The organism is Actinophytocola sp. KF-1 (assembly GCF_054661535.1).
This window is the reverse complement of sequence record NZ_BAAFVK010000001.1, coordinates 1,058,935-1,078,148: the sequence shown is the minus strand read 5'-3', so window position 1 is coordinate 1,078,148 and position 19,214 is coordinate 1,058,935. Positions and strand designations below refer to the sequence as shown.

The following is a 19,214-nucleotide window of genomic DNA, read 5'->3' as shown; positions in this document are numbered from 1 at the left end:
ACAAGCAACGCCCGGCGAGCACGACCCCGGGACCACCCGCGCAGGCGACACCCGGCAGACAAGCTCCCGCGAGCAGCCCCCGCAGGCCACACCCGACAGACAAGCTCCTCGGCAGACAACGCCAGGCAAACAGGCACCCCGAGCAGCTCCCGCAGGTGACCTCTCGCAGGCAACGCCTCGCGGCAACTCGCGCAGCCAACCTCCGCAGGCAACGTCCGGCAAGCCTCGCGAACAGTTCTGGCGCAGCCCTGCCGGGCAGTCCCTGCGGGCAAGCTGCCACTGGCAGCTCTCGCGCGCGCCCCTGCGGGCGAGGCCACGCAAGCTCCGCCACCGGCTCTCGCAGGCAACACCCCGACAAGCAGCTCTCGCATCACGCTCTGCGGGCAAAAGCCCGGCAAGCTCCCCGCACGCAGCGGCGGCCAACCTGCGGAAGGCAACCTCCCTCGAACAGCCGCGCAAGCTGACAGGCCACAGAGGCAGGTGCCCGCCACCACCCCAAGCCCCGAAGGCAACTCCCGGAATCACCCCCCGCTGCCCTCCCGAGAACGGGCACCACCTCGGGGAGGCGCGCCCCTGCTGACCACCCCCGTCGACCCGGCACGGAAAAAGAACTTGACCCGTGTGGTTACCTGTACCCACGCCCAACGGCCGAGAGGAGGTGAGGGCATGACCGCCATGACGATCACGTGCTCCCACCTCGCCTTCCGGGCGTTCGCGCGGGGGAGCACGCTCCTCCCGTAAGGAAACAGCACATGCTGGAACTCCGCCCGCTCATCGCGGGTGAAGAACACCTCTTCCTCTCCCTGACCGGCAAGGCGCTCGTCGGCGTCGAGAGCTTCGGTCGTGACTACCGCGAGCTGGCGGCCCTCGGCCAGTACCGTCCCGAGTGGACCTGGGTGGCTCTCCGCGACGGTGTCGTCGTCGCGCGTGCCGCCTGGTGGGGCGGGCCGGAGGACGACGAACCCAAGGCGCTCGACTGGCTCGACTTCGCCGACGGTGAGGACGACGCCGCTGTCGAGCTGGTGCGCAAGGCCGGGTTCGGCGCCGAGTACTGCCTGCTCCTGCCGCCCGGCTGGCGCGAGCAGCCCGAGGTCCGCGTCGCCGCTGAACGGCGGGTCGACGTGGCGAAACGGGCCGGGATGACGCCGTTCGTCGAGCGGTTGCGGTACCGGTGGACACCGGCGGACGGGCTGCCGCCTCGGCCGGGCCGGCTCGTCTTCCGGGCCGAACCCGACGACGAGCGGATCCTCGACGTGCTGCGGCAGATCGTCGTCGGGTCGCTCGACGCGCACGAGCGGCGCACCCGCGACAAGGACGGCGTCGACGCGGCCGCCCGTGACGAGATGGCGTTCCTCCAGTGGATGCCGTCGCCGCGGGAGTGGTGGCGGCTCGCGTACACGCCGGGCGGTGACCTCGTCGGGCTGAGCGTGCCGGGCCGCAACTACGCGGGCCCGGTCATCGGCATCATCGGGGTCGTGCCGGAGCAGCGCGGGCACGGGTACGCCTACGACCTGCTCGTCGAGGCCACGCACCTGCTGGTCGAGGAGGGCGTCGACGCGATCACCGCGGAGACCGACACCACCAACACGCCGATGGCGGCCAACTTCGCCAAGGCCGGTTACCCGATCACCCAGGAAAGGGTCTATCTGAAGTGATGGACACGCTCGCCGTCGCGCGGTACTCCGCGCTGGTGTGGAACACCCCGCTCGGCCAGGCCCACGCGGAGGACCTGCTGGACCACCTCGACCTCACCACGGCGAACACCATCGTCGACCTCGGGTGCGGCTGGGGTGAGCTGCTGCTGCGGGCCGCCGCGCGCGGGCCCGCCAAGGCCGTCGGGGTCGACACCGACCCGGGCGGTCTCGACCGCGGGCGGCGAGCGGCCCTGGTCCGGGGGCTGGACGTGAAGTTCGTCGAGCGGGAGGCCGCCGCCTGGCGCGGCACCGCCGACCGTGCGCTGTGCGTCGGCTCGTCGCACGCGCTGGGCGGCAGCCGCGCCATGCTCGGCACGCTCGCGGAGATCGTGCCGAGCGGCCGCGTGCTGGTCGGCGACGGCTGCTGGGAGGCCGAGCCCACCCAGGCCGCGAAGGACATCTTCGGCGACGACGTCCTGCCGCTCGCCGACCTGGTCACGGCCTGTGGCGAGGCCGGCTGGCAGGTGCTGCACATGAGCACCGCCGACCAGCACGAGTGGGACGACTTCGAGTCCCGCCACCGCGCGGGGGTCCGGGAGTGGCTGCTCGCCAACCCGGACGACCCGCGCGCCGCCGAGGTCAAGGCGCGGGAGGACGCACGGGAACGCGAATACCTGACCGTGTACCGGCGCGTGCTGGGCTTCGCGTACCTGGTCCTGGCCCGCTAGACCGCCAGGCCGGGGAAGAGCTTCGCGGCGTTCCCCGACAGGACGCCGCGAAGCACCTCCTCCGGCCACCCGAGCGCGGCGAGCGCGCGGGCGTTGTGCGCGACGCCGGGGATGCCCGGCCAGTCGGTGCCGAAGACCATCCGCGCGGCCAGGCGGGGCAGGTCGAACCGCGCGTAGTACGCCGGCAGCTTCGCGGGCGGCAGCCCCGCCACGTCGAGCCACACGTTCGGCTTGGACTGCGCGAGGAACGCCGCCGTGTCGTACCACCAGCCGCGGCCGCCGTGCGCGAACACGAAGTCCACCCCGGGGAAGTCGTCGACCGGGTCCAGCATCAGCGCCGGGTCGCCGAAGCGGGCGCGAGAACCGGGGAAGCTCGACGATCCCGTGTGGACGATCACGGGCACGCCGCGGTCCGCGCACACGTGGTAGGCCGCGTACAGCTCCTTGTCACCGGGGTCGAAGCCGCCGTGCACCGGGTGGACCTTCAACGCGACCGCGCCGAGGTCGAGCTGCCGTTCCACCTCGGACGCGAGCGGGTGGTGCAGGTGCGGGTTCACGTTCGCCACCAACCGGAACCGCTCCGGGTTGTGCTCGACCAGCGGCAGGTTGTCCTCGATGGGCTGGACACCGGTGGCGCGCGGGCTGTACTCGCAGAACAGCAGCGCCCGGTCCACGCCCTCGCGCTCGAACAACGCGTCGAGCCGCGCGGGCACGGGCACGCCGTCGTCGTCGTACGCCGACCGCCAGTCGTAGCTGCCCGCGAACCGCGCGGCCCACTCCCGCCACGCCGGTTTCAGCGTGGCGAGCCGGGGCACGTGCACGTGCGCGTCGACCAGCGGCAGCCCGTCCAGCATCAGGTGAGGACCGTCTCGGTCGGCGGCACCAGCTCGCCCGCCACCAGGTCACGCAGCACGTTCCTGCGGATCTTGCCGGTGGCGGTCTTCGGCAGCTCGGCCATGGCAACCACGGCACGCGGCCGCTTGTAGGCGGCGAGTCCCTCGCGGCACCACGCGACCAGCGCGTCCTCGTCGACCGCCCGCCCGGACACCGGCACCACGCACGCGACCGGCTTGTCGAGCCCCTCCTCGTCGCGGCGCGCGACCACGGCGGCCTCGGCCACGTCCGGGTGTTCGAGCAGCCGCTCCTCCACCTCCGCCGGGGACACCCAGATGCCGCCCGCCTTCAGCATGTCGTTGGACCGGCCGAGGCACGTGTAGGTGCCGTCCTCGTTGCGCACGTACGTGTCGCCGGTCCGCAGCCACTCGCCCTGGAACACCGTGCGCGTGGTCTCCGTGCGGCACCAGTACCCGGTCGCCACGGACGGGCCGGACAGGAACAGGTCGCCCGGCTCCCCGGGCCCGGCGATGGGGACGCCCCGATCGTCGCGGATCTCCACGCGGTAGCCGTCGACCGGTGTCCCGGACGACCCGGGGTGCACGGCGCCGGGCCGGTTCGACAGGAAGATGTGCAGTGCCTCGGTCGAGCCGAGGCCGTCGAGGACCTCCACGCCGAACCGCTCGCGGAACCGGTGGTAGAGCACCGGCGGCAGTGGTTCGCCCGCCGAGACCCCTTGGCGCACCGAGGAGAACGTGTCGTCGGGGATGTCGGAGTTCAGCAGCGCCGAGTAGAACGTCGGCACGCCGAAGAACAACGTCGGCGCGGTCTCCCGCACCCGCGCCGCGATGCCGGCCGGGGTGGGACGGGCCCGTTCGAGGATGGCCGTGGCGCCCGCCGACAGCGGGAAGAACGCCGAGTTCCCCAGCCCGTAGGCGAAGAACAGCTTGGGCACCGACAGTGTCCGGTCGTCGGCGGTCACGCCGAGCACGCCCTGCCCGTACCGCACGGCGACGTCGCGGACGCTCCCGTGCCGGTGCATGGCGCCCTTCGGTTTGCCGGTGGTGCCGGACGTGTAGAGCCAGAACGCGGGCGAGTCCGCCCACGTCGGGTACACCTCGCCACGTTCACCCGCGGCACGCAGCGCCGACCACGCGACGCCGGGCAGGTCCGTGTCGCCGTCGACGACGACCTGCGTGACCTCGGTGGCGACGGCCAGCGCGACCCGCGCCGCGCCGGCGAACTCGGTGGACACGCACAGGATCCGGGCGCGGGAGTCGGCGAGCACGCTCGCCAGCTCGGCGCCGGTGACCATGGTGGACACGGGCACGGGCACCGCACCCATGTGCATGGCGCCGAGGATGCCGGTGAGCAGCTCCACCCCGTCGGCCATGCACAGCATGACCCGTTCCTCCGGCCGCAGCCCCAGTGCGCGGAAACCGGCGGCCACCCGCCGGGTCTCGTCGGACAGCTCGGTGTAGGTCAGGGTGCGGTCACCGCACACGACGGCGGTCCGGTCGCCGTCACCGTCGCGGACGTGGCGGTGGAGCAACCAGTCGGTGGCGTTGAAGGTGGTGGGAGCTGTCATCGTGGACCGCCTTCAGGCGAGGTGGACGTATTCGTAGTCGAACGGCTTCCCGTTGATGCCGTTGCGCGGTGGTGCCACCCAGCTCGCGATTTTGCCCCGTTCGTAGACCGGGCGCATCAACGAGCGCACGAACGCCAGGTCCTCGCTGGTGGGGAGCCACTTGTGCGTGCCGGCCCGCCACGTCGCCTCGTCGACGATGGTGCCGTCCGGGGTGACGTGGTAGCCGGCCGCGACCCCGACGGACCGGTTGAACCCGGGGTGCGGCAGCGCGAACCGGTAGCCGATCTCCGCGTTCTCCAGGATCCGGTTCCAGCGCTTGATGCCGGTCTCGCAGTCGGCGATGTACTCGCCGCGCAGGTCCAGGTTCAGCGCCAGCAGCGCGGGCAGCTCCTCGGTCGTCCACGTGCCGTCCGCGGTCGGCTTCTCCAGGAAGACACCGTCCTCGGTGAGCTTGTGGTCGTCCTTGCGGCGGGTCTCCTGCCAGCGCCCCTTGAGGCCGGCCGTGAAGTAGTTGGCGGCGTTCGTGGAGGTCTCGCTGCCGAACAGGTCCAGCGACACCGTGTAGTGGAAGTTGATGTACTTCTGGATGATGTCGAGCGGGAGGCCGCCGCGCGGGCCGATGTCGAGGGTGTCGTGCTCGCGGATCAGCTCGGCACTGCGCTCCACCACGCGGTCCACACCGGTGGTGCCGACGAACATGTGGTGCGCTTCTTCCTTGAGCATGAACTCGCACGTGCGCGACAGCGGGTCGAACGCGGACTCCTTGAGCGTGCCCAGCTGGTACTTGCCGTCGCGGTCGGTGAAGTACGTGAACATGTAGAAGGCCAGCCAGTCGGCGGTCTCCTCGTTGAACGCGCCGAGGATGCGCGGCGAGTCGGGGCTGCCGGAGTTGCGCAGCAGCAGACCTTCGGCCTCCTCACGGCCTTCCTTGCCGAAGTAGGCGTGCAGCAGGTACACCATCGCCCACAGGTGGCGGCCCTCCTCCACGTTGACCTGGAAGAGGTTCCGCAGGTCGTAGAGCGACGGGGCGGTGAGGCCGAGCAGCTTCTGCTGTTCCACCGACGCGGGTTCGGTGTCGCCCTGGATCACGATGAGGCGCTGCAGGTCCGCGCGGTACTCGCCGGGCACCTGCTGCCACGCCGGCTCGCCCTTGTGCTCGCCGAACGCGATGGTCCGGCCGGGGTCGCGCTCGGCGAGGAAGATGCCCCAGCGGTAGTCGGGCACGTGCACGTGGTCGAAGTGGGCCCAGCCGTCGCGGCCGACGCTGACCGCGGTGCGCAGGTAGACGCCCTGCGTCTCCAGGGTGGGGCCCATCTCGCCCCACCAGTTCATGAACTTCGGCTGCCAGCCCTCCAGGGCCCGCTGCAGCCTGCGGTCCGACGACAGGTCGACGTTGTTGGGGATCTTGTCCTCGTAGTTGATCGAGGTGGTCACACGCGCCTCCTGTCGAAGACCGCCTTCTTGCCGGTGCCGTAGCGGCGCAGCGCACCGTCCGCACCGGACGCGTTCGGGCGGTTGAACACCCAGTTCTGCCAGGCGGAGAGGCGCCCGAAGACCTTGGTCTCGATCGTCTCGGGCCCGACGAACCGGTGGTTGGCCTCCATGCCGGTCAGCGCGTCCGGCGACAGCGCGGTCCGGCCCTCGACGACGATGCGGATCTCGTCGTCCCAGTCGATGTCGTCGAGCGCGTCGGTGACGAGGCCCAGCTCCTTGCACTCGTCCGGTGACAACGCGGTGCCGACGTGCTTGCGCAGCGTGTCCACGTGGGACTTCTCGCCCCAGAACCGGGACTCCAGCCGGGTGAGGCCATTACCCATCGGGTAGGCGCCGAAGTTGGCCTCGGTCAGCACGAGCGTGCCCGCCGCGCCCGCCTCCTGGTCGTCGAGGACGTACTGCCGGTCGGCGGCGAACGCCAGCTCGGCGAGCATGCCCGCGAAGCATGACCCGGGTTCGATCAACGCGATCAGGCTGCGGCTGGTCACGTCGAGGCGTTTCAGCGTGCGCTTCCAGTAGTGGACGATCTCGCCCGCGAACCAGTCGCCGGTGGTCAGCAGGGCCTCGTAGCCCTGGACGACCTCGGCGTCACCCTCGGTGCGGAGCAGCCACACGCCCAGTTCGGGCTCGTTCGTGCGCAGCCGGAGGATGAGGTCGTCCAGTTCGCGGGTCATGGCGAGCGGCCAGAACTCGGCGTCCCGGCGTTCTTCCACCTCGCCGGGGGCGTGCACGGTGATGGTGACCGTCCCGTCGCCGGGCTCGGCGGTCACGTACCGGTCGCGGACGAGCGGCGTCAGCTCGACGCCCTCGACGTCCGGTCTCGTCGAGCGCTTCGCCAGCTCCCGCGCGCGTTCGGTGACGACCTCGGTGAACCGGCGGGGTGGCGCCAGCTCGTCGACCAGCTTCCAGTCGACCGCGGTGCGGCCCTTCACACCGTCGGCGCGGGTCGCGAACACGTCGGCGAGGTCCTTGCGGGTGCCGCGCTTGTCGACCACGCGGGTCAGGCCGCCGGTGCCGGGCAGGACGCCGAGCAGCGGCACCTCGGGCAGCGCGACGGTCGAGGAGTTGTCGTCGACCAGCACGATGTGGTCGCAGGCCAGGGCCAGCTCGTAGCCGCCGCCGGCACAGGACCCGTTCACGGCGGCCAGGTACGTCTGACCGGAGTTGGCCGTGGCGTCCTCCATGCCGTTGCGGGTCTCGTTGGTGAACTTGCAGAAGTTCACCTTCCACTCGTGGGAGGCGGCGGCGAGCATGCGGATGTTGGCGCCCGCGCAGAAGACCTTGTCCTTGCCGCTGGTCACCACGACGGTCCGGACGCCGGGGTGCTCGAAGCGGAGGCGCTGGGTGGCGTCGTACAGCTCGATGTCGACGCCGAGGTCGTAGGAGTTCAGCTTCAGCTCGTAGCCCGGCTGGAGCCCGCCCTGCTCGTCGACGTCGAGGACCAGCCAGGCGACCTCGCCGTCGACGCGCATCGACCAGTGCCGGTAGCGGTCCGGGTGTGTGTCGAAGGACACCATTCACCCATTCTCTACATCACGAATGATCGTCGTCAAGGTTCTGTAGAAGATCCTCTCGGGAGTGATTCGGGCGGTTCGCACGTTGACCGGGTATGCCTGTCTTCGCACTGCTGCTCATCGCCGTGGTCGCCGAGTTCGCCGTGATCATCGCGGTGGGCCAGGCGGTGGGCGCGCTCTGGACGATCCTGCTGCTGATCGCCGTGTCGATGGCGGGGGTGGCGCTGCTGCGCAGGCAGGGCACCCGCACGCTCACGGCGTTCACCGAGGCGCTGCGCGCCCGCCGCGACCCGAGCCCCGAGATGGCGGACGGGATGCTGATCGCGGCCGCCGGCGCGCTCGTGCTGTTCCCCGGGTTCCTCACGGACGTGGCGGCACTGCTGCTCCTGTTCCCGCCGACCCGGGCCGTGGTCCGCAATCGCCTGCTCACCCGCGCCGCCGCGCGGCGCGGGGTCGTCCGGCACGACGTGGTGGACGGCGAGGTCGTCGAGGACACCCCGATCGTCATCGACGTGCCGACGATCGAACCGCGCCGTCCAGCAGATAGCTGAGTGACGCGCGTGCCGTAGTGCTCGGCACCCCGTCGACCACGGCGATCAGCGCGGCGCGCCAGGCAGCGGCGAGGATGGCGGGCGCGGCACGCAGTTTCTTGGGCAGCAGCGGCCGCAGGGTGCCCGCGATCGGGTCGTCCCGCGGCACCGGCAGCGGCTCGGCGAGGATGCGGCAGACCCCGAAGTGCACGGCCGCGTCGAAGGCGACCAGCAGCGCGGCGCTCGCCGCGTTCCCGTCGGCCGCGGCGGCGGCCCCGACCATGCGGTCCACCACCCGCCGCTCCATCTCCTCGCGCACCACCAGGTAGAGGCCGAGCTTCGAGTCGAAGTGGTGGTACAGGGAGCCGGTGGTGACGTCGGCCTTGGCGGCCAGCTCGGTCACGTTCACGCCGTCGTACCCGGCCGTCTCGAACTGGTGGACGGCCGCCTCCACCAGCCGGGCCTTCGCGGTGCCCGGTACCGGAACCCACTCTCGCATCACGGTCAGCGTAACCCATTGACCGGTCGCCGTAATCGAATTATGGTCCGCCGTATGAAGCTGATGTTCCTGTACCAGCCGGTGACCGACCTCGAGGCGACCGTCGCCTTCTACCGCGACGAACTGGGCCTGGACGAGTCGTGGCGCGAGGGCAAGACGACCGCCGCGTTCCGCCTGCCTGGCACGGAGGTCGAGTTGATGCTGGACGTGCGCCCGGACGACGGTCCGGAGTGGAACGCGGGCGGCTTCTTCGCGGTCGACAGCGTGGACGCGTTCGTGGCCGAGCACCCGGACATCACGTGGGTCGGCGAGGTGATCGACGTACCGGGCGGCCGGTCGGCCACGTGCCAGGACCCGGCGGGCAACACGCTCCACCTGCTGGACCAGTCCGCCCCGGAACCGACCGGCTGAAGCCGGGGCCCTCCGCGAGCGGATCCGCGGCACGTCGGTGAAAAGCGTGGCGAGAACGCCGCCGAAACCGCCGGACCGCAAACCCCACCCGATCCCGGGGGCCACCCGCCTTGCCAGTCTACCAGTACCCACCGACAACGACCCCGTTGCCGATCTTGCCTGTGGACAACCCGGTGGGCTGTGGACAACTCCCCGTCGAGCGCCCTCCGCGCTGTGGTGCCGGGCGGCCAGGGTGCTTGCGCTGTGCACAAGACCAACCCCTCCGGACGACCTTCCGCCGCGTTCGCATCGCGAACATTTCCTTGTCGGCAAAGGACAATTGACGGAAATCTCGCCGTGCGCTAAATCAGACGGAGGAGGTCGTCATGGCCAAAGATGTCGATGAACGCGCTTCTCAGTCCACCGAATACCCCCTCGGCGTCAGCCGTCCCCCGCTCAGCGTCGCTGACCTGCCGGAACCGGAAGAAGTCTTCAAGGTCCGCCGCCTCGGGGCGCGGCAGATCATCCAGTTCGTCATCGGCCCGAGCCTGATCGCGCTCGGGATTTCCATCGGCAGCGGCGAGTGGCTGCTCGGGCCCGGCGCCATCGGCGAGTTCGGGTTCGTCGGCGTCGGGTGGGTCATCACCGTTTCCGCGATCCTGCAGACGTTCTACAACGTCGAGTGCGCACGATACGTCACCGCGACCGGCGAGGTGCCGATCGTCGGGTTCGGACGCGTGCCGCCCGGCTGGCGGCTGTGGGTGCCGTTCTCCCTCGTCGCGTTCTACTTCGCGTTCATCTTCGGCGGGTGGGCCGCCGGCGCGGGGCAGGGGCTGTTCGCGTTGATCACCGGCAGGACCCACCGCCCGGACGAGATCGAGTGGGTGCGCCTGCTCGCGATCGCGCTGCTGCTGGTCGTGTTCGCCATCACCGCGTTGGCGCGCAAGGTTTCCCGCACCCTCGAGCTCGCCAACTGGGTGATGGTCGGCACGCTGCTCGTGGTGCTGATCATCGTGTGCCTCGCCGTCGTGCCGTGGACGATCTGGTGGGAGGGCGTGCGCGGCCTCGTCACCCCGGCCGCACCACCGGAGGGCATCACGGCGACGACCCTCGGGGCACTCGCCGGCTTCACCGCGCTCGCGTCGGGCCTCAACTGGTACGCGATGAACCACTACCGCGACAAGGGTTACGGCATGGGCTCGCGCGTCGGGTTCCTGTCCGGCATGCGCGGCAAGCAGGAGACGGTGCGCGACGTCGGCGTGACGTTCCCGGACACGCCGGAGAACACGGCCCGCTGGCGGCGGTGGTACCGGCTGCTGATGATCGACCTGTGGCTGGTGTTCTTCGGCGGCGCGGTGATCGGCATGCTGCTGCCGACGATCCTCATGGCACACGTCGTGAACACCAGCGGCGAGGTCCCCACGACCGCGAACGTGCCGACGTTCACCGCGGAGCTCCTCGGCACGGACTACGGGCAGGGCATGTTCTACCTGATGCTCGTCGTCGGCGTGCTGGTGCTGTTCTCCACGCAGCTCGGCATCTTCGAGGCGCTGGTCCGCAACTTCACCGACGCGGCGCACGCCACCAGCCCCCGGCTGCGCCGGCGGCTGGAAGGCGATCCCCGCAAGTTCTACTACCCGTACATGCTGGTGGTGCTGGTCGTGATCGCGGCAGCGCTGCACCTCGCGCTCCCCGTCGAGCTGGTGCAGATCTCCGCGAACATGTCGAACTTCGGCGCACTGATGTTCCCGTTCGCGTTGATGTACCTGAACTCCCGGCTGCCGAAGGCCGCCAGACCCCGGCCGTGGCACTACGTGATCCTGGTGCTGAACGTGCTGTTCTTCGGGTTCTTCTTCGTGAACTTCGCCTACGAGTTCGTCACCGGCGGCCCCCTGGTGTCGTTCTAGTCCGTCCGGCGGCGCCTGCCGCGCAACAGCACGACAGGCGCCGCCAGCGCGACCATCGTCCCCGCGAGCGCGAACACCCCGTCGTCCAGCGATCGCGCGAGGAACCCGAACAGGCCGAACAGCAACGTCAGCACCACCACGGACCGCGTGGACATCCGCGGGGGCTTGTCGTCCACCGGCGGCCTCCCCGGCCCCGGCGCCTCCTCCGCCGCCCCGCGGTACCAGCCCCCGGACTGCAGCGGCGGATGCGGCAGGTAGACGTCCGGCTTCCGCGCCCCGGATACCGGCGTCCAGACGGCCTGGCGTTCCAGTGTCTTCGCGTGGTCGTTCATTTTCCCGCTCCCCACGTCTCACCCGATGACAACCATCTTGAGCGACGCCACGACCAGGCCATATGCCACGTGGCACGTTCGCGGGAAATTCACCGGCACACCCACCCCACTTCCCGAATCCACCACGGTGAGCGATGATGGTTTGACCGGGTGCAAGCCAATCCGCGGGTGGAGGGGGCCACGACGTGAAATTCGCCGACACCGACACAGGCATCGAATCCCCGTTGATCGACCTGAGTTCCGTTTCCCTCGATCGTTTACGGCGGCTGAACAGTTCAGCGCTGCACCAGGCCATGGACCACGTCCTGGACAGAACGGGACGACAACGAGACATACGAAGCTCCGATGACGGTGGCCACTGTCAATCACGCTAGGCATCCGTGGCAGCCGCGGTCGCCGGACCACCACCCGTGAACAACCAGGACTTCCCGGAAGACGCCCGTTTTCACCGGATGTCCTGGGCAGACTTCGACGAGGTGGCACGCGGCCAGACCGGCCCGGGGGTCGTGCGCAGGCTGCGCCACGCCGAGCGCAGCAGACGCCTTCTCCTGCTGCGTGCGCTGGTGGACGAGGTGTGCAAGAAACCGGAGCTGTACACCCCGCTCCCCTCTCCCGAGGAGGCGTGGGACCTCCTGGCCCGGGTCGACGCGAAGGATCCGGACGCGTTCGACCACGTGCTCGCCCACCCGTACGTCGGGAGCTGGGCCGGGTACACCATCCGATTGTTGCGCAAAGGAATCACCGGTGTTTGTCCGCTGTGGGCGCACGTCGGCCACCTGCACTCGGTCGCCGCGGCCGCCGCCATCCGCGCCGGCCTGGACTTCCACGTCCTCGTGCCCGTGTGGGGCGGCGGCGTCAACCTGCCGACCCTGGGGCTCGCCCGGCTGCCGGCCGACGAACCGCACTCGGTGGCGGCGGTGCGCGGCACCCGCGACCACGTCGAGATCGCGCACGAGAGCGGCCGGGTGGTCCTGACCGCGCCGTTCGGCGACGACGCGCCGGGCTGGTGGGGTGTCCGGCAGCTGGCCATGAGCACGGGCCGGCACCGGCTCACGCTCCGCCTCGACGACGTCGATCACTACCGCGGGCTTCACGAGCCGACGCTCCCCCGGCGGTTGGACGCGACCGAGGTCGATGCCTGGCGGAGGCTGCTGGCGGGCGCGTGGGACCTGGTCTGCCGGCACCTGCCCGAGCGGGCAGGCACGTTCTCGGCCGGACTCGACTCGCTGGTCCCGGTGCGGGCCGTCCGGTTCCAGACCATGAGCGCCTCCTCGGGTGAGGCGTTCGGCAGTGCCGTCATCGCCGAACCGGACGACAGCGTCACGCTGGGCGCCACGCTCGTCCACGAGTTCCACCACATCGTGCTCGGTGGTGTCCTGCACCTCGCGCGGCTGCAGGAAGAGGACCGGCGAGAACGGTTCTACGTGCCGTGGCGCCCCGATCCGCGACCGCTCAGCGGTGCGTTGCAGGGGATCTACGCCTTCTTCGGTGTCACGGAGTTCTGGCGGGCGATCGCGTACGCGCCGGCGAGCGACCTGACACGCCGGGCGATGTTCGAGTTCGCGCAGGCACGGAGCGAGACGTGGCGCGTGCTCCAGGCCGTGCGCGCCGACGGCGGCCTGACGAGAGAGGGGCGCCGGTTCCTCGACGGCATCGCGGGAAGACTGGGGCCGTGGCTGGACGAGCCGGTGCCCGAGGACCTGAGGCGCCTCGCCGAGTCGGTCACCGCGGATCACCACGCAGGGTGGCGGATGCGGCACCTGCGTCCGGACAGCGCCGCCGTCGCGGCACTGACCGAGGCGTGGCTCGCCGGACAGCCGCACGCACCGGTCGCCCTGCCGCAGACCGACCCGGAACCCACGCCGGTGGCCGACGGCACGCCGTCGCTGGCGAGAACCGACCTCATCCGGCTCGGCATCACCACCGGCGACCGGCGGGCCGCGGGCGCGTCATGGCGATCGGTGCGCAACGCCACCACAGCGGATCTGGCATACGCCAACGGCAGGTTCGCCGACGCGGCCCAGGAATACCGGGCCGAGCTGGCGAAGGACCCCGACCGCGTGTCGGCCTGGGTCGGGCTCGGCCTCGCACTCAGCGCCGTCGGCACCGGCCCGGCGGCACGAGCCCTGACCCGCCACCCCGAGCTGGTGCGCGCCGTGCGCAGGCGGATCGCCACGACCGCGCAGGACGTGCCGGCACCGGAACGTCTCGCCACCTGGATCGGCCAGGGCATGTACTGACCCGGCCGGCTACAGCAAGAGCGGATCGATGTCGCAGTTCGCGCGGCTCCCCTTCGCCGCGGCGGTCGTCCCGGGGTGGCTGTCCCCGAACGCCCGGCGGTACCGGGCCATCACGTCGGAGTACCGGGTCTCGGTGTCGTCGTGCCCGGCCAGGCGCATGTCGAAGACGAGGTTCACGGCGGCGGCCAACGTCGTGGGGTGGTCGGGCCCGAGCACGTTCGTGGCCCGCGTGCACATGTCGCGGCCGAGTTCGATCGCCGCGTCGGTCTCGCCGAGCGCCGACAGGTCGCTGGCCAGGTTGATACCGCTCACGATCGTGTTCGGGTGGTCCGCGCCGAGGCCCGTCCGCAGCCCCTCCAGGGCGCGGAGATCGAGTTCGCGCGCTGCCGCCACCTCTCCCGACAACCGCAGCGCCACCGCGAGATCGACGGTCGCCGCGAACGTGTGCGGATGGTGCTCGCCCAGCAGCCGGCGGAAGCTGTCGAAGGCGTTCTCGCCAAGGAGCCGCGCCGCGGTCAGGTCGCCGGCATGCCGCTGATCGATCGAATGGGCGAGCACGCAACCGACCGTGTTGGGATGATCGGGCCCGTAGCGGTGGCGGAAGTGGTCCAGCGCCGGGCCGGACAGCTCGAGTGCCCCCGCGTGGTCGCCGTCCTTCCGGCGGGCGATCGACAACATGTGGATCCGGATCTGGGTGGCCCTGTTGTCCATGCCGAACCGCTCGACGGCCTGTTCCACGAGCTTCTCGTACTCGATCCGGGCCCAGGAGTACTCACCGGCCTCGCGCCGGTCGACGACGACCGACATGAAGGAACCCAGCGTCTTCGGGTGGTCGCGACCGAGGATCTCCACCCGCTTCCGGTAGGTGTTCTCGTCCAGCACGCGCGCGGCGGCGAAGTCGCCGACGAGCCGGAGGCTGATGCCGTGCCGGTACGCGGCGTTCAGGGTCTCCGGGTCGTCGGGGCCCAGCAGCTTGCTGGTCTTGTGCAGGATCTCCTCGCTCAACCGGCGAGCCGCGCCGAAGTCGCCCTGCGCCTTCAGGTCGGCGAGCACGTTCGCCTGGATCGCGAACGTCTCCTCGCTGTTCTCCCCGGACACGTGTACGCGTCGTTCGAGCGTGCGCTGGTTCAGCTCCGCCGCCTCCGCGAACCGGCCGAGTGCCCACAGGTAGATCCCCAGGCGCAGCGCCACTTCGAGCGTCTGCGGGTCGTTGGGCCCCAGTTTCTCCGTGAAATCCTCGTACGCCTGCTGCGCCAGGTTGGCCGCCTCGTCGTGGTCGCCCCACTGGAACAGGAAGCGCATCAGGTTGATGACGAGCTGGCGGACCCAGCTGTCGGTGCAGTTGACGACCTCGGCGGCGTACGCGTGGGGCAGCAGCTCGCGGTAGCGGGGCCAGCTGCGGCCCGACTCGGGGTCGTTCGGGTCGAGGTTCGCCAGCAGCTGGTGCGCGCCGTGGCGCATCTGGGTTTGCAGGGTGGTCGTGGTGATGCGGTTGCGGAGCACGAACTGGACCAGGCGGTGCAGTTGGATGGTGTTGTTGCCGTGGTCGATCTTCGCCAGGCCGTAGCGGTTGATGTCGCGGATCGCGCGGGCCAGCTGGATCGGGTCGCGGAGGGCCACGTCGAGCTCGGGGGAGATCGACACGCCGCGCACGCCGGTGAAGAGGTCGCGGGTGATCGGGTCCGGGGAGAAGAACGAGCAGATGAGCAGGATCTGGTGCGCGGCCGGGTTGCGCCTGCGCAGCTCGTCGAAGGACACGTTCCACGCGGCGGCGACCGAGACCTCGTAGTCGAGTGGGGCCGACGAGTCGAAGATCTCCGAGACCTTCTCCTCGAACAGGCGCAGGTATTCGCGCACCGGCATGCCCGTCTCGGCGCGCCACGCCGCGGCCTGCTCGATCGCGAGCGGCAGGTCACCGAGCTTGTCCGCGATCCGGTCGGCGTCGTCGTCGCTGATGTCCGGGCCCCGGCGGCGCAGCAGCTCCTTGCTCTCCGCGCGGCGGAACACCGAGACCTCGAGCGGGCGGGCGACACCTGCCCACGCCGGGTTGCGGGACGTGACGAGAATCTCGCCGGGACCGTTGGAGGGGAAGAACTTCCGCACCGCCTCCGGGCTCTCCGCGGCGTCGAACACGAGCAGCCACCGGCGCACCGGGTTGCCGCGGCGCAGCGCCTCGAGCACCGCCGGCACCGCGGAGTGCGCCTCCGAACTCCCCGGCAACCCCAGCTGCCGCGCCAGGTCGGTCAGCGCGGACCGGATCTGCGTCGGCTGTGCCGCGGGCACCCACCACACCAGGTCGTAGTCGTCCAGGTGGCGGTAGATGTACTCGACGGCCGTCTGCGTCTTCCCGATCCCGCCCATCCCGTGCAGGGCCGCGGGCAGCACCGCGGTCAGGCCGCCCGAGGTGAGCTGGTCGTGGAGCTGGTCGATCAGGTCCGCACGACCGGTGAAGTTGAGGTTGCGCGGCGGGACGGTGCCCCAGATCGGCGGCGGGTCACCGGGTTGCCGTTCGCCGACCCCGGGCGAGAACACCACCGGCGTCACGGAGGCCGTGTCCGGCTCGGGAGCGTCGACCTCCGGCGCCGAGACCGCCGCCGCTTGCTCGTGCTGGATCCTGGCGCGCTCGGCCGCTTGCGACATGGTGGCACTCTCGGGTGATTCGGTGGGAACGGTGTCGACGGACGGCACGTGGTCAGCCGGTGGTCCGGGCGTAGCGGCGAGCCGCTCCGCCCTCGCGAGGTACGGACCACCGCTCAACGCCCGGAGGACGAGGCTCTGCAGCACTCGGTCGGCCTGCGCCGCGGGTTCCCTGGCATGCTCAGGGTCCGCGATGGCCTCGTGCAGGAGAGCCAGCGCGCCTATTCGATGGCCGTGATGTTGTGCGGCCTTCCGCACGACGCGCGCGGTCTCCGTGCGTCGCGCGCCTTCGAGCAGAATCTCACGGTCTGACCTGGCGATGTCGAACTCGCTCAAGTCCACTGTGGACCCAGTGGGTGCGGTGCGCGAAGCGTACCGCAGTAGTCCCCCGACGACTAATTCGGCCATCAGTTCCGGGCCTGTGCCGGGAAGGAACTCGTCCTGCACCAGTTTCGCCACCGGAAGATCGGCGGGTAGCGCGGCGAGGAGCTGGGCGAACCGCTGGGCTTCCGGCGACGCCGCTCCTCGGAAAGCCGCGACCCGGCTGTGCGGCGACGACGTCTCGCGCACGTTCTCGTACGCGGTGACGTGCGGCCGGGGCTTGTCGGTCGCGAGCAGGACGGTGGCGTGCGCCTGGGCGCGGTGTCCCCCGGTCATCAGGCGCGCCCACCAGCGCAGCCACCGCGGACCGAGCTCGAGCACCGGAACGGGGACGACACCTTCCGGAAGCACGTGTTCGGGTTCCCTTGCGCGCCAGGCATCCGGCAGCTCGATCGACCACGTCCGGTTCGGGCGCAGGTCGGCGGCGGCGAACAGGGTGGCGCGGTGCAGCGCGGGCCCCGCCCGCCCCCACATCCATTGCGGCAGCAGGTGTACGACCGACACGGGCATCGCCCTGCCCCACCGCGCGAGGACCGGTCCGATCAGGTCGCTGCGCCACGCCTCGCCCAGCCCGTCGGTGAGCACCAGCACCACACCGCGGCCGGAGTGGTCGACGACCTCGGCCGGATCGCGGGGACCCGTGGCCCCGCACAGCACCGGCGGCAGTGGCACGCCCGCGGAGAACCGGTTGGTGTCGAGCCTGCGGACCCGGATCATCCGGAAGGCGCCGAGCTGCTCGAGCAGTTCCACGAAGGCGGCGACCTTGTGCCGCCACAGTGCCATGGTCGGTGCGGCGTCGACGACGACCGTCAGGTCGAGCCACCGCTCGCGGCGCTGTTTCGTGACCGGCCACCAGAGTTCGTCCTGCACGGCGCGTTCCGCCGTCGCCACCTCGTCGATCACCACGTCGCCGACGCGGCGGGACGCGACGTAGCGCTTGAGGGGGCGCAGCGCGCGGATGACGTCCAGGCGGTCCGGCAGCTGCCACCCGGACGCGGCCGTGCCGTGTCCTGCGGGTTCGCCGGTCACCGCCTGCGCGGGCAGCGCAGCCTCCTCGCGCGGCCGCTCCGGCGGCGGAGGCGTCGGCGCCGGTTCCGGTTCCGGACGTGCGGGTGGCTGCTCGGCCCGCGTACCGTCCCCGTCCGGCGCCGTGTCCTCGCGCGCCCCCGGTGCGCGCTCCGGGGTGACGTGCTCACCGTCGCCGGGCGGTGTGCGCGGCGCGGCGGGCGGTTCGGACCCGGGCGCCGACGGCATGACCGCCGCGAGCCACAGTGCTTCGGCGAGTTCGTGCCACGTCAGGTCTTCCGCTGACAGGTGGCCGGGTGACGTCCCCGGTGCGGCCGGTTCCGCCGGGATGGCGGCACCGGGCCCCGGGGCGTCGGCCGGCCGAGCCACTCAGGGCGCCAGACTGAGCCGACGCCACAGCGCGTCGAGCAGACGGGGCCACGACTGGTCGTTCCCCCGGAACGCACCGGACGTGGCCAGGTACACGGCTTCCAGCAGCTTGTCGGCGGGCAGGCCGTCGAGTGCCGCGCTCTTCGCGACGAACTCGCGGATCAGCCGGTCGGTGTGGTGCCCGTCCTTGTCCAGCATGTGGTTGGCGACCATCGCCGCGAGCTGGTTGGCGTCCGGTTCGCGCATCTCCAGCCGCAGGCAGCGGCGCAGGAAGGCCGCCGGGAACTCCCGTTCGCCGTTGCTCGTGATGACGATGACCGGGAACGCGGCGCACGCCACGCGGCCGTCCACGACGGTGGCACTGCGGTTCCGGTCGCTGGTGAACACGCGCACGCTCGGGGTGTGCGCGCGAATCCGCTCCAGTTCCGGGATGCCGAACTCGGCGTCCTCGAAAATGCTCAGCAAATCGTTGGGCAGGTCCGCGTCGGACTTGTCCAGCTCGTCGATGAGCAGGACGCGCGGGGTGCGGGTCGGCAGGAACGCGGTGCCCACCGGCCCGAGCCGGATGAAGTCGCCGATCGCGGGCTCGTCGATGTCCGTGGCACCGTTCGTGCTCGCCGCGTCGGTTCTGCGGGCGGCGGCGTACCGGGTCGCGGCGGCCTGCGCACGGCCGATCGCGTCGTATTCGTAAATACCGGACTGCAGCGTCGTGCGGCTCGTGATCGACCAGCGCAGCACGCGACCGAGCCGCAGTTCCCGGGAAATGCGGTACGCGAGCGCCGACTTCCCCGATCCGGGTTTTCCGGTCACCAGCAGCGGCCTGCGCAGGAAAAGGGCCGCGTTGACCATGTCGATCTCGCGGGGATCGACGTCCGCCTCCGCCAGGTGGAATTCCGCGCCGAGCCTGCGTTCCGCCTCGTGGTCGTCGTCCGGCGGGATTTCCGGCCCGTCCGGCGGCACGCCGCGAAAACGCCGCCACGGCGGCGGGGGCGGCAACCGGTCCACGAGCTGGACGTCGTGCAGCGGCCGGCCGGTGCCGCGGTAGATTCCCCACTCGGACGCGACGGAGTACGGTGCCTGCTCTACGTCATGATCGTGCGCGCTCATCCGC

Annotated in this window: 14 protein-coding genes; 6 read left to right on the top strand and 8 right to left on the bottom strand. The window is 70.9% G+C overall.

Annotated features, from left to right (window positions below; genetic code table 11):
- Positions 1-752 precede the first annotated feature (752 nt).
- The gene (locus ACYQ77_RS05235; RefSeq protein WP_459707895.1) at positions 753-1,655 is read left to right on the top strand and encodes a GNAT family N-acetyltransferase; all 903 of its coding nucleotides are present in this window, start codon (positions 753-755) and stop codon (positions 1,653-1,655) included.
- Positions 1,655-2,362 (top strand): SAM-dependent methyltransferase, encoded by a 708-nt coding sequence (locus tag ACYQ77_RS05230; protein WP_459707893.1) that lies wholly within the window; start codon positions 1,655-1,657, stop codon positions 2,360-2,362. Before ACYQ77_RS05235 ends, ACYQ77_RS05230 begins: the two co-directional genes overlap by 1 nt.
- Here the strand turns inward: ACYQ77_RS05230 and ACYQ77_RS05225 are convergent.
- The 4 genes from ACYQ77_RS05225 to boxC are packed head-to-tail and all read right to left on the bottom strand — an operon-like array spanning position 2,359 to position 7,795.
- Positions 2,359-3,216, bottom strand: a complete 858-nt coding sequence (locus ACYQ77_RS05225; RefSeq protein ID WP_459707891.1) for an amidohydrolase family protein — start codon at positions 3,214-3,216, stop codon at positions 2,359-2,361. The two genes, ACYQ77_RS05230 and ACYQ77_RS05225, sit on opposite strands and share 4 nt — an antisense overlap.
- Positions 3,216-4,784 carry a benzoate-CoA ligase family protein gene (locus ACYQ77_RS05220; protein ID WP_459707889.1) on the bottom strand — a complete coding sequence of 523 codons (1,569 nt, stop codon included), beginning with the start codon at positions 4,782-4,784 and terminating at the stop codon, positions 3,216-3,218. The genes ACYQ77_RS05225 and ACYQ77_RS05220 overlap by 1 nt, the downstream gene beginning before the upstream one ends.
- Before the next feature lie 12 nt (positions 4,785-4,796).
- A complete protein-coding gene (gene boxB / locus ACYQ77_RS05215; protein WP_459707887.1) occupies positions 4,797-6,218 on the bottom strand; it encodes a benzoyl-CoA 2,3-epoxidase subunit BoxB in 1,422 nt (473 codons plus the stop codon).
- A complete protein-coding gene (gene boxC / locus ACYQ77_RS05210; RefSeq protein WP_459707885.1) occupies positions 6,215-7,795 on the bottom strand; it encodes a 2,3-epoxybenzoyl-CoA dihydrolase in 1,581 nt (526 codons plus the stop codon). The genes boxB and boxC overlap by 4 nt, the downstream gene beginning before the upstream one ends.
- Before the next feature lie 92 nt (positions 7,796-7,887).
- Between boxC and ACYQ77_RS05205 the strand changes: the two genes are divergently transcribed.
- Positions 7,888-8,343, top strand: a complete 456-nt coding sequence (locus tag ACYQ77_RS05205; RefSeq protein ID WP_459707884.1) for an FxsA family protein — start codon at positions 7,888-7,890, stop codon at positions 8,341-8,343.
- Here the strand turns inward: ACYQ77_RS05205 and ACYQ77_RS05200 are convergent.
- Positions 8,297-8,821: a TetR/AcrR family transcriptional regulator gene (locus ACYQ77_RS05200; protein WP_459707882.1), complete on the bottom strand. Its 525-nt coding sequence runs from the start codon at positions 8,819-8,821 to the stop codon at positions 8,297-8,299. The genes ACYQ77_RS05205 and ACYQ77_RS05200 overlap by 47 nt on opposite strands.
- A 54-nt stretch (positions 8,822-8,875) precedes the next feature.
- On the opposite strand from ACYQ77_RS05200, the gene ACYQ77_RS05195 reads away from it, so the two are divergent.
- Entirely contained in the window at positions 8,876-9,232 is a 357-nt protein-coding gene (locus tag ACYQ77_RS05195; RefSeq protein ID WP_459707880.1) for a VOC family protein, read from the top strand.
- 365 nt (positions 9,233-9,597) lie between these two features.
- Positions 9,598-11,118 carry an Nramp family divalent metal transporter gene (locus tag ACYQ77_RS05190; RefSeq protein WP_459707878.1) on the top strand — a complete coding sequence of 507 codons (1,521 nt, stop codon included), beginning with the start codon at positions 9,598-9,600 and terminating at the stop codon, positions 11,116-11,118.
- Here the strand turns inward: ACYQ77_RS05190 and ACYQ77_RS05185 are convergent.
- Positions 11,115-11,450 carry a hypothetical protein gene (locus tag ACYQ77_RS05185; protein ID WP_459707876.1) on the bottom strand — a complete coding sequence of 112 codons (336 nt, stop codon included), beginning with the start codon at positions 11,448-11,450 and terminating at the stop codon, positions 11,115-11,117. The genes ACYQ77_RS05190 and ACYQ77_RS05185 overlap by 4 nt on opposite strands.
- Positions 11,451-11,830: 380 nt before the next feature.
- On the opposite strand from ACYQ77_RS05185, the gene ACYQ77_RS05180 reads away from it, so the two are divergent.
- Positions 11,831-13,690 carry an aKG-HExxH-type peptide beta-hydroxylase gene (locus ACYQ77_RS05180; protein WP_459707874.1) on the top strand — a complete coding sequence of 620 codons (1,860 nt, stop codon included), beginning with the start codon at positions 11,831-11,833 and terminating at the stop codon, positions 13,688-13,690.
- A 9-nt stretch (positions 13,691-13,699) separates the two neighbouring features.
- Here ACYQ77_RS05180 and fxsT read toward each other — a convergent pair whose 3' ends face one another.
- Together fxsT and ACYQ77_RS05170 are read right to left on the bottom strand one after the other, a co-directional pair.
- Positions 13,700-18,103 carry an FxSxx-COOH system tetratricopeptide repeat protein gene (gene fxsT, locus ACYQ77_RS05175; RefSeq protein ID WP_459707873.1) on the bottom strand — a complete coding sequence of 1,468 codons (4,404 nt, stop codon included), beginning with the start codon at positions 18,101-18,103 and terminating at the stop codon, positions 13,700-13,702.
- Positions 18,104-19,210, bottom strand: coding sequence for an AAA family ATPase (locus ACYQ77_RS05170; RefSeq protein ID WP_459707871.1), 1,107 nt, complete (start codon positions 19,208-19,210; stop codon positions 18,104-18,106). It lies immediately after the preceding gene.
- Between the last annotated feature and the right edge of the window lie 4 nt (positions 19,211-19,214).